Below are 13,364 nucleotides of genomic sequence, written 5' to 3'. Positions count from 1 at the left end.
AGGGGGCGACGCGCAGAACGGGCCGTCTCACGTTCGCCATCGGCGTAGTGGCGAGTGGGGTAACTGCCTGGCCTGCGGGAACATCGTCTCGCACCATCGGGTTGGAGCAGATGTCGGCGTTCGGGGTCAGGAGGCCAAGGACGGTGTCGGCAGTTGGAATGAGCGGTCCCCGCTTGCGGGACTAAGCTGCGGAAGGACAGGGAGGGGAAGTTCCCCCCACTGCCTGACCGCTCTGAGGAGCGATTAACGATGTTCGAGAGGTTCACCGACCGCGCGCGGCGGGTTGTCGTCCTGGCTCAGGAAGAAGCCCGGATGCTCAACCACAACTACATCGGCACCGAGCACATCCTCCTGGGTCTCATCCACGAGGGCGAAGGTGTCGCCGCTAAGGCCCTGGAGAGCCTCGGCATTTCGCTTGAGGCGGTCCGCCAGCAGGTGGAGGAGATCATCGGTCAGGGCCAGCAGGCCCCGTCCGGCCACATCCCCTTCACTCCCCGTGCCAAGAAGGTCCTGGAGCTGTCGCTCCGCGAGGCCCTTCAGCTGGGCCACAACTACATCGGCACGGAGCACATCCTGCTCGGCCTGATCCGTGAGGGCGAGGGCGTCGCCGCCCAGGTCCTGGTCAAGCTGGGCGCAGACCTCAACCGGGTGCGGCAGCAGGTCATCCAGCTGCTCTCCGGTTACCAGGGCAAGGAGACCGCCACCGCCGGCGGCCCGGCCGAGGGCACGCCCTCGACCTCCCTCGTCCTGGACCAGTTCGGCCGGAACCTCACCCAGGCCGCTCGTGAGTCCAAGCTCGACCCGGTCATCGGGCGCGAGAAGGAGATCGAGCGGGTCATGCAGGTGCTGTCCCGCCGTACGAAGAACAACCCGGTCCTGATCGGTGAGCCCGGTGTCGGCAAGACCGCCGTCGTCGAGGGCCTCGCCCAGGCCATCGTCAAGGGCGAGGTGCCCGAGACGCTCAAGGACAAGCACCTCTACACGCTGGACCTCGGCGCCCTGGTCGCCGGCTCCCGCTACCGCGGTGACTTCGAGGAGCGCCTGAAGAAGGTGCTCAAGGAGATCCGCACCCGCGGCGACATCATCCTGTTCATCGACGAGCTGCACACGCTGGTCGGTGCGGGTGCCGCCGAGGGCGCCATCGACGCCGCTTCGATCCTGAAGCCGATGCTGGCCCGCGGTGAGCTGCAGACCATCGGTGCGACCACGCTGGACGAGTACCGCAAGCACCTGGAGAAGGACGCGGCCCTGGAGCGCCGCTTCCAGCCCATCCAGGTCGCCGAGCCGTCCCTGCCGCACACGATCGAGATCCTCAAGGGTCTGCGCGACCGGTACGAGGCCCACCACCGCGTCTCCATCACCGACGAGGCGCTGGTCCAGGCCGCCACCCTGGCCGACCGCTACATCTCGGACCGCTTCCTGCCGGACAAGGCGATCGACCTGATCGACGAGGCCGGTTCCCGGATGCGCATCCGCCGGATGACCGCGCCGCCGGACCTGCGCGAGTTCGACGAGAAGATCGCCGCCGTCCGCCGGGACAAGGAGTCCGCGATCGACTCGCAGGACTTCGAGAAGGCCGCCTCCCTGCGCGACAAGGAGAAGCAGCTCCTGGCCGCCAAGGCCAAGCGGGAGAAGGAGTGGAAGGCCGGCGACATGGACGTCGTCGCCGAGGTCGACGGCGAGCTGATCGCCGAGGTCCTCGCCACGGCCACCGGCATCCCGGTCTTCAAGCTGACCGAGGAGGAGTCCAGCCGCCTGCTCCGCATGGAGGAGGAGCTGCACAAGCGGGTCATCGGCCAGAACGACGCCGTCAAGGCGCTGTCGAAGGCGATCCGTCGTACGCGTGCGGGTCTGAAGGACCCGAAGCGTCCCGGTGGTTCGTTCATCTTCGCCGGCCCGTCCGGTGTCGGTAAGACCGAACTGTCCAAGGCGCTCGCCGAGTTCCTCTTCGGCGACGAGGACGCGCTGATCTCCCTCGACATGTCGGAGTTCAGCGAGAAGCACACGGTCTCGCGTCTCTTCGGTTCGCCCCCCGGCTACGTGGGCTACGAAGAGGGCGGCCAGCTGACCGAGAAGGTCCGCCGCAAGCCGTTCTCCGTCGTCCTCTTCGACGAGGTCGAGAAGGCCCACCCGGACATCTTCAACTCGCTGCTGCAGATCCTGGAGGACGGTCGCCTGACCGACTCCCAGGGCCGGGTCGTGGACTTCAAGAACACGGTCATCATTATGACGACCAACCTCGGCACCCGCGACATCTCCAAGGGCTTCAACCTGGGCTTCGCGGCCACGGGCGACACGAAGTCCAACTACGAGCGCATGAAGAACAAGGTGTCGGACGAGCTCAAGCAGCACTTCCGCCCCGAGTTCCTCAACCGCGTCGACGACGTGGTCGTCTTCCCGCAGCTGACGCAGGCGGACATCCTGCGGATCGTCGACCTGATGATCGGCAAGGTGGACGAGCGCCTGAAGGACCGGGACATGGGCATCGAGCTCTCCCAGTCCGCCAAGGAGCTGCTGGCCAAGAAGGGTTACGACCCAGTGCTGGGTGCCCGGCCGCTGCGCCGCACCATCCAGCGCGAGATCGAGGACTCGCTGTCGGAGAAGATCCTCTTCGGCGAGCTGCGCCCCGGTCACATCGTGGTCGTGGACACCGAGGGCGAGGGCGACGCCGCCACCTTCACCTTCCGGGGCGAGGAGAAGTCGGCTCTGCCCGACGTCCCGCCGATCGAGCAGGCGGCCGGCGGTGCCGGGCCGAACCTGAGCAAGGACGCGTAAGCGTCACGGTCGACGAAAAGGGGCCGGTGCTTTCGAGCACCGGCCCCTTTTCGCATGCATGGACTCCCGTGCGGGAGCGCCGAATTCCGGACGGGCGAATTCCGGACGGGTTACGACAACTGTCCGTTGTAGTCCGGCAGTTTGAACGTCTTCTCGGCGTGGCCGCCCGACAGGTCGGTGGCGCTGTTGCCGACGTTCGCGATGATCGTGTAGCCCTGGTTCTCGATGTCGACGCGCTGGGCGGTCTTGTACGCGGCGACGTCCTTGAAGAGGTCGAACAGGCCGCGGACGTAGAGACCGGAGACGTCGTAGCCGTCGTGCTCCAGGTTGTACTCGGTGGGCCAGTAGATGATGCCCGGGCGAGCCGTGACGAAGAACAGCGAGACGCCGTGCTCCTGGGCGTACTCGGCGACGTTCAGCACCGGCTTGTTGGCCGGCTGCGGGTAGCTGAAGCCGAAGTCGGTCTCCAGCGTGGTGTTGTCGATGTCGAAGACGATCGCCTGCTTCTCACCGGGCTTGGCGGCGGCGATGCGGGCCTTCAGGTACGGCAGGGCCTGGTCCATGACCGACTGGCAGTCCTTCTGCCAGGTGGCGTAGTCGACCTTGGCGGCCGTGGCGGAGGCGCTGCTCGTGGTCGCGTCCGCAGCCTCGGCCGGGGCGGCCAACGCGGCGAGCGCGGCCACGGTGACGGCGGTGGCGGAAATCCGGCGCGCCCAGGGGCGATTGGTCATCGGTGGGGGTCCTCTCACGTCCGTACGCTGCACGGCCTGAACGGTTGGCTGTCAGGGGCATGATCTGTGGTGAGGGTGGCGCGAGGGGAACCGTAGGGTTACCGGCTGGTAGGTGGCTAGAGGTGTGCGTCACATTTCTCGGGTCGGCGGTTTGGGTTTCCGGTGATAAGCCGCACAGGCGAAATGTCCGTTACTAACCCACATAGTGGGACTCTTTATTCGGACAAAAAGGGACTTTCACCCCAGAAGTCTGCGTAAGAAACCGATGTCGTCGGGGCTGGTGCCCGGGGTTGGCCGACCTGTCAAGAAGTGGGTGTTTTTCAGGGCGTCTACTAGCTTGCGCCGTAGATGAGGGGCTTTGAGTAGAGATGGGGCGCCGGGTTACCAATGAGTGGCCCGCCCGGCGAACACCTGAGCGCCGGGTGGTGGTTATGTCCCCGAACCCACGAGGTCCAGATGATCCAGCGCTTCACGTCCCGTTCTTCCCGTACGTCCTCGCTCCGCACCCGCGTAACCGTCCTGGCTGCCGGAGTAGGCGCCACGGCCGTACTGGGGACCGGGATCGCGAGCGCCGCCGCTCCGTCGGCGACCGCCTGGGTCGACCCGGTGAAGAAGTACACGCTCTCCGCCAGCTTCGCCCAGGCCGGCAGCCACTGGGTCGCCAAGCACAGCGGCCAGGACTTCGCCGTCCCGACCGGCACCGAGGTCGTCGCCGCGCACGGCGGCACCGTCGTCAAGGCCGGCCCCAACGGCGCCGGTGACGGCCCCGCGTACGGCAACGCCATCGTCATCAAGCACGGCAACGGCACGTACTCGCAGTACGCCCACCTGTCCCGGATCGACGCCAAGATCGGTCAGATCGTCAAGACCGGTCAGCACATAGCCCTCTCGGGCAGCACCGGCAACTCCACCGGCCCGCACCTGCACTTCGAGATCCGTACGACCCCGAACTACGGCTCTGCGGTCGACCCGGTCGCCTTCCTGAAGGCCAAGGGCGTGACCGTCTGAGCCGGCCCTCCGGGCGGCTGGACTAGATCTCCTTGTGGGCGCCCCGGTGCGCCTGCGTGACGAGGTCCATGGCGACTTCGAGAACGGCCTCGTGCTTCTTCTCGGAGTCGCCTTCCACGTCCTGCATCACGAACATCCCCGCGTGCAGCGTGAACATCGCGCTGATGCAGCGGACCTGCTCCACGAGGGGTGCCTCGGGGTCGATGAAGATCTCCCTGAGGTCGCGCATCCGGTCCTTGAAGGTGTCGCCGATGCGCAGCTCCCGCACCGTCGCCTGGTTCTCCTGCATGAACCGGAAGAGCGGTTCCGCGCCGACCAGCGCCTGGCTGTAGCGCCGCAGGATCTCGTGCTTGGTCTCCAGGGTGTGCGGCTGGTTGCGGCCCCACTCGATCAGGTCCTGGATCGGTTGCGTCAGGTCCTCGAAGAGGCTGACGATGATCTCTTCCTTCGTCTTGAAGTGGTAGTACAGGGCCGCCTTCGTGACGTCGAGATGCTCCGCGATCTCGCGCAGCGAAGTCTTCTCGTAGCCCTGCTCGGCGAAGAGTTCGAGCGCGACGTCCTGGATGCGCTGGCGGGTATTGCCGCGGCGCTGCTGCTTGGTGCCGTCCATGGTGACGCCCATCCTCGTACTCCTCGCCCCCCGGCGAAAACTTACTTGACGCCCGGCTAGTGACAGGTCTACCTTCCCCAGTGTAGTGAACTAGCCGGGCGGCAAGTAAGTAGTCGTCAGGGGGAGTGGGAGAGATGGCGGACACACAGGCGGCCGTGACGGCCCCGGGGGTACCCGATCCACAGGAGAAACAGCCGAAGAGCGTGCGCGTGGTCCTGCTCGCGCTCATGATCGCGATGATGCTCGCGATGCTGGACAACATGATCGTGGGTACGGCGATGCCGACGATCGTCGGCGAGCTGGGCGGGCTGGAACACCTCTCGTGGGTCGTGACCGGCTACACCCTCGCGACCGCGGCGGCCACCCCGATCTGGGGCAAGCTCGGTGACATGTACGGCCGCAAGGCCACCTTCCTGAGCTCGATCGTGATCTTCCTGATCGGCTCCGCGCTCAGCGGCATGGCCCAGGACATGGGGCAGCTCATCGGCTTCCGCGCGATCCAGGGCCTCGGCGCCGGCGGTCTGATGGTCGGCGTGATGGCGATCATCGGCGACCTGATCCCGCCGCGGGAGCGCGGCAAGTACCAGGGCATGATGGCCGGCGTCATGGCGCTCGCGATGATCGGCGGTCCGCTGGTCGGCGGCACCATCACCGACAACTGGGGCTGGCGCTGGTCCTTCTACATCAACCTGCCTCTCGGCGTGGTCGCGCTGGCGCTGGTCAGCGCCGTGCTGCACCTGCCGAAGAAGCGGGCCAAGGCCGGCATCGACTACCTCGGCGTCGTCCTGCTGACCGTCGGCATCACCTCGATCGTGCTGGTCACCACCTGGGGCGGCACCGAGTACGCCTGGACGTCCGCGCGGATCATGGAGCTGATCGGCATCGGCGTCGCCGCGCTGATCGGGTTCGTGTTCTGGCAGACCAAGGCCGCCGAGCCGGTCGTACCGCTGCACATCTTCCGCAGCCGCAACTTCACCCTGATGTCCCTCATCGGCTTCATCACCGGCTTCGTGATGTTCGGCGCCACGCTCTTCCTGCCGCTGTACCAGCAGTCGGTGCAGGGCGCCTCCGCGACCAACTCCGGTCTGCTGCTCCTGCCGATGCTCGGCGCGATGCTGGTGACCTCGATGGTCGCCGGCCGGGTCACCACCGGCAGCGGCCGCTACAAGATCTTCCCGATCGTCGGCGGCGCGCTGATGATCGTCGGCCTGTACCTGCTGTCGCTGATGGACACGGACACGACCCGGCTGACCTCCGGCCTCTACATGGCCGTGCTCGGTCTCGGCATGGGCTGCCTGATGCAGGTCACCATGCTGGTCGCGCAGAACAGCGTGGAGATGAAGGACATGGGCGTGGCGTCCTCGTCCACCACCCTGTTCCGTACCCTCGGCTCCTCCTTCGGCGTCGCCATCATGGGCGCCCTGTTCAACCACCGGGTCCAGGACGTCATGTCCGAGCGGGCCGGCGCGCTGGGCTCGAAGATCACCGAGCAGTCGGCCCAGCTGGACGCGGCGAGCCTCGCGAAGCTGCCGAAGGCGGCGCGGGAGGCGTACCAGCACGCGGTGTCCGCCGGTACGCACTCGGCGTTCCTGCTGGGCGCGGTGATCGCCGTGGTCGTGCTGATCGCCTCGCTGTTCGTGAAGGAGGTGCCGCTCCGGGGCGGCCCGCAGAAGCCGACTCCTGCGGAGGGCAGCGACGATGCGGTGCCGGCGCCCGTGATCGAAGCGGTGTGAGCCGTCCCTGAGCTGAAGGCCCCCGGTTGGTGTCCGCCCCGGGGGCCTGCCCCTTTTTGCGCCTGAACCGGCGCCGCTCCCGCGGACCTGGCTGATCGCCGTCGTGATTCCTCAATCGATGGTTGCGGCCGCTGCGGGCTGTTCAAAACCGTTGTCAGTTCCTCATGTCACCATCGCTCCATGGACAAGATGCGCCGGTTGCGCCTGGCCAAGGACGCCATGGACCGTGACTGGGCCGACCCTGCCCTGGACCTGGACGCGGTGGCCGCGCATGCCGGGTACTCGCGCTATCACTTCCTGCGCGCCTTCAAGGACGCGTACGGCGAGACGCCCGGGCAGTATCTGACCCACCGCCGGATCGAGCGGGCCGAGGAGATGCTGCGCGGGGCCAACCTCACCGTGACCGAGATCTGCACCCTGGTCGGCTTCAGCAGCCTCGGCACTTTCTCCGCCCGCTTCAAGGCCCGCACCGGGCTCGCCCCGAGCGAGTACCGCACGAAGCACGTCGGCCGCGGCGCCTCCCTCATACCCGGCTGCTACGCCATGCTCTGGGCCGGCGGCTTCAACACCGCAACTTCGAAGAAGCGCGCCGAGCCCGCCGCTGCCTACGGTGACGAGCAGGAACAGCAGCCTGCCGACAGGAGAGCGGAGCCATGATCAAAGGCCTGGGCATCACCACCGTATGGACCTTCGACCAGCAGCGCACGAAGGCCTTCTTCACCGAGAAGCTGGACTTCGAGGTGTGCAGCGACCTCGCCATGGGCGACATGCGCTGGGTCACCGTCGGCGCCAAGGACCAGCCCGGCGTGGAGCTGGCCCTGATGAGCCTGGACGGCCCCGGCCTCGACCCCGAGTCCGCCGAGGCGCTGAAGAAGCTGGTGGCCAAGGGCGTGCTGGGGGCCGGAGCGTTCCGCACGGACGACTGCCGCGGTGACTACGAGCGGTTCCGGGCGCGGGGAGTGGAGTTCGTCCAGGAGCCGAAGGAACGGCCGTACGGCATCGAGGCGATCTTCCGGGACGACAACGGCAACTGGTACTCGCTGACCGAGCGCAGCGAGGAACTCGATTTCTCGAAGGACTTCGGCTGACCGGCGGACGGGGAGCCAGCGGCATGCACGAGCAGACGGTCGCGGCGGACCACACGGCCGTGCGGGTCGCCCTGTGGCGGGCCCTGCACGTCCAGGCCGATCCGCCGCCACATGTGATCGACGACGAGATCGGACTGCGGCTGGCGGCCCCGGACGAGGACTGGCGCGGCCGCCCGGACATGGACGTCGAGGCCACGCGGCGCACCCGCGCCTCCATCGCGGCCCGCGCCCGCTTCGTGGAGGATCTCGTCGCGGACCAGGCCGCGCGGGGCGTCGACCAGTACGTCCTCCTGGGGGCCGGGCTGGACACCTTCGCCCAGCGGCGGCCGGAGATCGCCGCCACGCTCCGGGTGTTCGAGGTGGACCGGCCCGGGCCGCAGGCCTGGAAGCGACAGCGGCTGGCCGAGCTGGGGTACGGCGTCCCCGAGTGGCTGCGGCTGGTGCCGGTCGACTTCGAGGGGGACTGGTGGGGGCAGCTGGTCACGGCCGGCCTGGATCCCGGCCGGCCGGCGGTGGTGGCCGCCACCGGCGTCACGATGTACCTCACCGGGGAAGCGGTCGAGGCCATGTTCCGCCTCGTCGCCACGCTCGCCGCGGGCTCCACGCTGGCCACGACCTTCCTGCGGCCGCCGACGGACGTCGAGCCGGAGCAGCGTCCGCAGCTGCAGGCCGCCGTGAACGGCGCCCGTGCCGCCGGGACCCCCTTCCTCAGCTTCTTCACACCGCCGCGGATCCTGGCCCTGGCCCGCGAGACCGGGTTCCGTGAGGTCCGCCATGTCACGGCCGAGGAACTCGGCGAGCGCTACTTCGCCGACCGGACGGACGGCCTGCGGCCGTCACGCGGGGAGGAGCTGCTCGTCGCGACCACGTGAGGGTGTCACCTGGGGGAACCCGGCTCCGTGCTCAGCTGCCGGCGCGCCCGGACGGCGGCAGCATCGGGTAGCTGCCCGTGCTCGTGGGCGCGTGTTCCGGGAGCCAGAGGACGGCCACCGCGCCCTCGGCCGGGAGATGGTCGGGGGTGCCGACGGGGCGTACGTTGCGGAAGGTCAGGCGGGCGCCCAGCACCCGGGCCTGGCCGGCCGCGATGGTCAGGCCGAGGCCGTGACCCTGGCCCGCGCGGTCCGCGCTGCCGGTGCGGAAGCGGCTCGGTCCGTCGGCGAGCAGCGCCTCGGGGAACCCCGGGCCGTGGTCGCGGACCCGGATGACCCGGCCCTCGACGGTCACCTCGATCGGCGGCTTGCCGTGCCGGGCGGCGTTGGCGAGCAGGTTGTACAGGACTCGCTCCAGGCGCCGCGGGTCGGTGGTGACCTCCGACTCGTGCACCACCCGTACGGCGATGTCCGGGTCCTTGGCGGCCACGCGCCGGGCCACGAACTCGCCCAGCATGATGTCCTGCAGCTCGGCCCGCTCGGAGGCGCTGTCCAGGCGGGCCACCTCCAGGACGTCCTCGACGAGCGTGCGCATGGCCTTCGCCCGGTCCAGGACCAGTTCGGTGGGGCGGCCGGGCGGCAGGAGTTCGGCGGCGGTGAGCAGGCCGGTCACCGGGGTGCGCAGCTCGTGCGCGATGTCGGCGGTCACCCGCCGCTCGGCCTCCAGACGCTGGCGCAGCGCGTCCGCCATCGCGTCCACCGCGCGCGCGAGATCGTCGGTCTCGTCCCGTACGACCCCGCCGATGGCCTCCCGCACCCGTACGTCGGTCTCACCGTTGGCGACCTGGCCCGCCGCGGCCGCCGCCTTGCGCAGTCGCCGCGACAGCTGCCCGCCGATCAGCACGCCGAGCGCGCTGCCGCCCAGCACGACGGCGATGGACCCGATGACCAGGGCCTGGTCGAGGTCCTTCATCACGTCGGTGGAGCGGTCGGGGAAGTGGCTGTGCACGGACAGCACATGCCCGTCCTTGGCAGGTACGGCCGCCCAGATGTCCGGCACGCCGCCGCGGTGGTCACTGACGTAGCTGGCCCGGCGGCCCTCCTCGACCTTCTCGCGCAGCACCAGCGGCAGCTCGGGGTCGTCGATCTTGATGTTGGGGAAGTTCGGCCGCCCGAACCGCTCGTAGTTTCCCTGGGCCAGCTGCACACGCTCGTTGGCCAGGTCGCGCGCGTTGTCCAGCATCGAGACCCGGGCGGCGTTGTGCACGACCAGACTGAGCGCGATGGCCACCAGCCCGGCGACCAGGGCGATCGCCGCGCTGAGCTTCCATCTGAGCCCGGTCCGCAGGCCTGCGCGCTCCGCCCACCCCATCGGACGCCTGATGATCCCCCGCATGCCGGCCCCGCTCAGGCCTTCAACTTGTAGCCGAAGCCGCGGACCGTCTCGATCCGGTCCTGGCCGATCTTCTGCCGCAGCCGCTGCACATGGACGTCGACGACCCGGGTGTCCCCGCCCCAGCCGTAGTCCCAGACCCGCTCCAGCAGCTTGTCGCGGGAGAGCACGGTGCCGGGCGCGGTGGAGAACTCCAGCAGCAGCCGCATCTCGGTCGGGGTCAGCGCCACCGGCTGCCCGGCCCGGTGCACCTCCATGCCCTCGGTGTCGATCTCCACATCACCGAAGGTCAGCGGGCCGCCGTTCACCTGCGCCGGGTTCTCCTCGATGTGCGCGGCACCGGCGTGGCCGAAGCGGCGCAGCACCGCGCGGATCCGGGCGACCAGGACGGCACCGTCGAACGGCTTGGTCACATAGTCGTCGGCGCCCGCCTCCAGACCGAGGACGACGTCGATCGAGTCGGCACGCGCCGAGAGCATGATCACCGGCACGGTCGACTCGTCCCGGATACGACGGCACAGGCTGACGCCGTCCAGGCCCGGGACCATGACGTCCAGCAGCGCGATGTCGGGGCGGTCGGCCCGGAACGCCTCCAGGCCGGACAGCCCGTCGGGCATGGCGGTCACCGCGAAGCCGTCCCGCTCCAGGGCGAGCTGGGTGGCCTCGCGGATGACGTCGTCGTCCTCGACGAACAGGACGTGGGTCTGGTCTGCCATCCCGGTGCTCTCAGTTCTGGGTGATGTGGTCGGTGCGGTCGGTCAGGTGCCCGGAACGGGCGAGGGGGTCGCGGTGGAGCTGTCTCCGACGCCGGCGCCGTAGTCGTTGTGGACGGCCCGCCCCTGGACGAACCGCCCGTTCTTCCAGGTGTAGGGGATCACATCCTCGCTGGACGGGCTGGAGATCGGGTCGCCCTTCTTGTACACCTGCTTGGTCACGGTCAGGACGCCCTGTTCGATGTCCGCGACGACCGGGGACTCCTCGTTCTTGAAGACGTTCCTGAACGTGCCGCCCTCGTCCCGGTACACATACGAGCCGAGGCCGATCCAGTCGTCGCAGGTGAGCACGTTGACGACGACGTCGTCCACGGAGCCGCCGGTCAGCGCGCCGTAGGAGACGTCGACCGGGTAGTCGTCGCCGTTGCACGGCTTCAGGTCGCGCTTGACGGCCGACGAGACCGCGGGGTCCTCCTTGAGCAGGGCCACGGCGTCCACGCGCCGGTACGTGTCGGTGGGACTCGGCGGCGGGGAGGCGACCGCACCGGCCACCGCGGAGGCGTGCGCCGGGCCCTCGTCCCGTGCCCCCGTGCCCCCGGTGCCGCACGCGGCGACGAAAAGGGCGAGGGCGGCGAGCGCGGCCGCAGCCGCGATCACCGCCTGTGTACTGCCTCGGGCCTCGCTGGGCCCGGCCCCTGTCAGGCCGCGCAACGCTCCCGCTCCTCACGCTCCAGCGCGCGTGCGTCCAGATCGCGGGCCTCCAGCTCCTCGCGGAGCCGGGCGAGCGCCCGGTGCAGCGTGCTCTTGACCGTACCGGCCGACATGCCGAGGGCCGCGGCCGTCTCCTCAGTGGACATCTGCTCCCAGTGTCGCAGCACCACGACGCTGCGCTGCTTCGGAGCGAGAACCTTCATGATGTCCATCAGCAGGGCCCGGTCGGCGTGCTGCTCGGTGGAGTCGTCCACGGAGGCGTCCGGCAGCTGCTCGGTCGGAACCTCCTCCAGCTTGCGCGCCCGCCACCACTCGGTACGGGTGTTGATCATCACCCGGCGCAGGTAGGCGTCCGCGAGCCGCTTGTCGGCGATGCCCTCCCAGCGGCCGTACGTCCGCACCAGCGCGGTCTGCAGCAGGTCCTGGGCGTCGACCGGGTCCGGGACCAGGCGGCGGGCGCTGCGCAGCAGCGCGTCCTGCCGCGTGCGGACGTACTCCTCGAACTCGAGCACCTCACCCTGCGCCATGATCAACCGCCTCCGTTCCCCGTGTACTCCGGCTCCCCGCCCGAGTCCCGCTGTACCGCTCGCCCGTGGTCTGCCGGGCACGAGAAAAAAGCTACGGAGCTGTTGTCACGGGGCTGTGCGGAGCAGCCTGCGGCTAGCAATCGGCTGTCCGTCGGTTGTGTAACGGAAGTGAGTTCGGGGTAGAGGGGCTGGTGCTTATGTTCCTTTATGGGGCGGTTTGTATGGCGAGAGGGGCCGTAACGAAGGCCCGTACGCCGTGACTTGGCTGTGTGTCAGGTCAGCGGCAGCCGGTACAGATGGTTGGGCAGCGGCTCCACCAGACCGTCCGTGACGAGTCCGTCGAGCGCGCGGGCGCGCTGCACCGGCTCGTGCCACACCCGGTCCAGCGCCGCCTGCGGCACCGGCGCGTGCGCCTCCCGCAGCACGGCGAGCAGCTTGCCGCGCACCTGCCGGTCCGTGCCGGCGTACGTCTGCCCGCGGCGCGGCGGACCCTCGTGCTCCGGCTTGCCCGCCAGCCGCCAGGCGCACTGCGCGGCGATCGGGCAGCGGTGGCAGCCCTCGTTCTTCGCCGTGCACACCAGTGCGCCCAGCTCCATGGACGCGGCGGCCCAGCGGGCGGCGGTCCTCTCGTCCTCGGGCAGCAGCTCGCGGGCGAGCCTGCGCTCGGCCGCCGTGGTGGCGTTCGGCGGGTACTGCACCCCGGTCACCGCCCGGGCGAAGACCCGGCGCACGTTCGTGTCCAGCACCGGATGGCGCTGCCCGTACGCGAAGGAGGCCACCGCGGCGGCCGTGTACTCGCCGATGCCGGGCAGGGCCAGCAGCTGGGTGTGGTCCGTCGGTACGTCTCCGCCGTGCCGCTCCGTTATGGCGACCGCGGCGCCGTGCAGCCGCAGGGCGCGGCGCGGGTAGCCGAGCCGGCCCCAGGCGCGCACCGCCTCTCCGGGGGCCTCCTCGGCGAGGTCGGCGGGGCGCGGCCAGCGGGCGAGCCACTGCTCGTAGACGGGCAGGACCCGGCTGACCGGCGTCTGCTGCAGCATGAACTCGCTGACCATCACGCCCCAGGGGCCCGCCTCCGGGCGGCGCCAGGGGAGGTCGCGGGCGTGGGTGTCGAACCAGGCGATCACGGGGGCGTGGAGCTTCTCAGTCATGGCCTTCCGATCCTGCCACGGGTCGGGCGGGCATGGCCGACGACAGCGCGGTTGCCGA

General features: G+C 69.5%; 13 protein-coding genes. 6 read left to right on the top strand and 7 right to left on the bottom strand.

The window, feature by feature from the left end; genetic code table 11:
- Positions 1-249 precede the first annotated feature (249 nt).
- A complete protein-coding gene (locus ACIRVH_RS35685) occupies positions 250-2,775 on the top strand; it encodes an ATP-dependent Clp protease ATP-binding subunit (protein ID WP_403962343.1) in 2,526 nt (841 codons plus the stop codon).
- A 110-nt stretch (positions 2,776-2,885) separates the two neighbouring features.
- Here ACIRVH_RS35685 and ACIRVH_RS35680 read toward each other — a convergent pair whose 3' ends face one another.
- Entirely contained in the window at positions 2,886-3,506 is a 621-nt protein-coding gene (locus ACIRVH_RS35680) for an HAD family acid phosphatase (RefSeq protein ID WP_403962340.1), read from the bottom strand.
- Positions 3,507-3,962: 456 nt separating this feature from the next.
- On the opposite strand from ACIRVH_RS35680, the gene ACIRVH_RS35675 reads away from it, so the two are divergent.
- Entirely contained in the window at positions 3,963-4,514 is a 552-nt protein-coding gene (locus ACIRVH_RS35675; protein WP_403962336.1) for a M23 family metallopeptidase, read from the top strand.
- Positions 4,515-4,536: 22 nt separating this feature from the next.
- Here the strand turns inward: ACIRVH_RS35675 and ACIRVH_RS35670 are convergent, their stop codons facing one another.
- A complete protein-coding gene (locus ACIRVH_RS35670) occupies positions 4,537-5,136 on the bottom strand; it encodes a TetR/AcrR family transcriptional regulator (RefSeq protein ID WP_403962334.1) in 600 nt (199 codons plus the stop codon).
- A gap of 122 nt (positions 5,137-5,258) precedes the next feature.
- Between ACIRVH_RS35670 and ACIRVH_RS35665 the strand changes: the two genes are divergently transcribed.
- From ACIRVH_RS35665 to ACIRVH_RS35650, 4 genes are all read left to right on the top strand, one after another.
- The gene (locus ACIRVH_RS35665; RefSeq protein ID WP_403962331.1) at positions 5,259-6,857 is read left to right on the top strand and encodes an MDR family MFS transporter; all 1,599 of its coding nucleotides are present in this window, start codon (positions 5,259-5,261) and stop codon (positions 6,855-6,857) included.
- Positions 6,858-7,046: 189 nt separating this feature from the next.
- Complete coding sequence (locus ACIRVH_RS35660; protein ID WP_403962685.1) at positions 7,047-7,514, top strand: helix-turn-helix transcriptional regulator; 468 nt, start codon at positions 7,047-7,049, stop codon at positions 7,512-7,514.
- A complete protein-coding gene (locus ACIRVH_RS35655) occupies positions 7,511-7,945 on the top strand; it encodes a VOC family protein (protein ID WP_403962328.1) in 435 nt (144 codons plus the stop codon). Before ACIRVH_RS35660 ends, ACIRVH_RS35655 begins: the two co-directional genes overlap by 4 nt.
- 23 nt (positions 7,946-7,968) lie before the next feature.
- On the top strand, positions 7,969-8,817 hold the full coding sequence (locus ACIRVH_RS35650; RefSeq protein ID WP_403962325.1) for a class I SAM-dependent methyltransferase: 849 nt from the start codon (positions 7,969-7,971) through the stop codon (positions 8,815-8,817).
- A gap of 31 nt (positions 8,818-8,848) precedes the next feature.
- Here the strand turns inward: ACIRVH_RS35650 and cseC are convergent, their stop codons facing one another.
- From cseC to ACIRVH_RS35625, 5 genes are all read right to left on the bottom strand, one after another.
- Positions 8,849-10,210 carry a two-component system sensor histidine kinase CseC gene (gene cseC / locus ACIRVH_RS35645; protein WP_403962323.1) on the bottom strand — a complete coding sequence of 454 codons (1,362 nt, stop codon included), beginning with the start codon at positions 10,208-10,210 and terminating at the stop codon, positions 8,849-8,851.
- An 11-nt stretch (positions 10,211-10,221) separates the two neighbouring features.
- Positions 10,222-10,923: a two-component system response regulator CseB gene (cseB, locus tag ACIRVH_RS35640; RefSeq protein ID WP_403962320.1), complete on the bottom strand. Its 702-nt coding sequence runs from the start codon at positions 10,921-10,923 to the stop codon at positions 10,222-10,224.
- Between the two features lie 42 nt (positions 10,924-10,965).
- Positions 10,966-11,631, bottom strand: a complete 666-nt coding sequence (locus ACIRVH_RS35635) for a hypothetical protein (protein ID WP_403962317.1) — start codon at positions 11,629-11,631, stop codon at positions 10,966-10,968.
- A complete protein-coding gene (locus tag ACIRVH_RS35630) occupies positions 11,619-12,158 on the bottom strand; it encodes a SigE family RNA polymerase sigma factor (protein ID WP_067006350.1) in 540 nt (179 codons plus the stop codon). The genes ACIRVH_RS35635 and ACIRVH_RS35630 overlap by 13 nt, the downstream gene beginning before the upstream one ends.
- Positions 12,159-12,430: 272 nt before the next feature.
- Positions 12,431-13,306, bottom strand: a complete 876-nt coding sequence (locus tag ACIRVH_RS35625) for an A/G-specific adenine glycosylase (protein WP_403962314.1) — start codon at positions 13,304-13,306, stop codon at positions 12,431-12,433.
- Positions 13,307-13,364: the final 58 nt, after the last annotated feature.

Source organism: Streptomyces sp. NPDC101165 (genome assembly GCF_044768135.1).
Lineage (GTDB): Bacteria > Actinomycetota > Actinomycetes > Streptomycetales > Streptomycetaceae > Streptomyces.
This window is presented reverse-complemented; position numbering and strand designations above follow the sequence as displayed.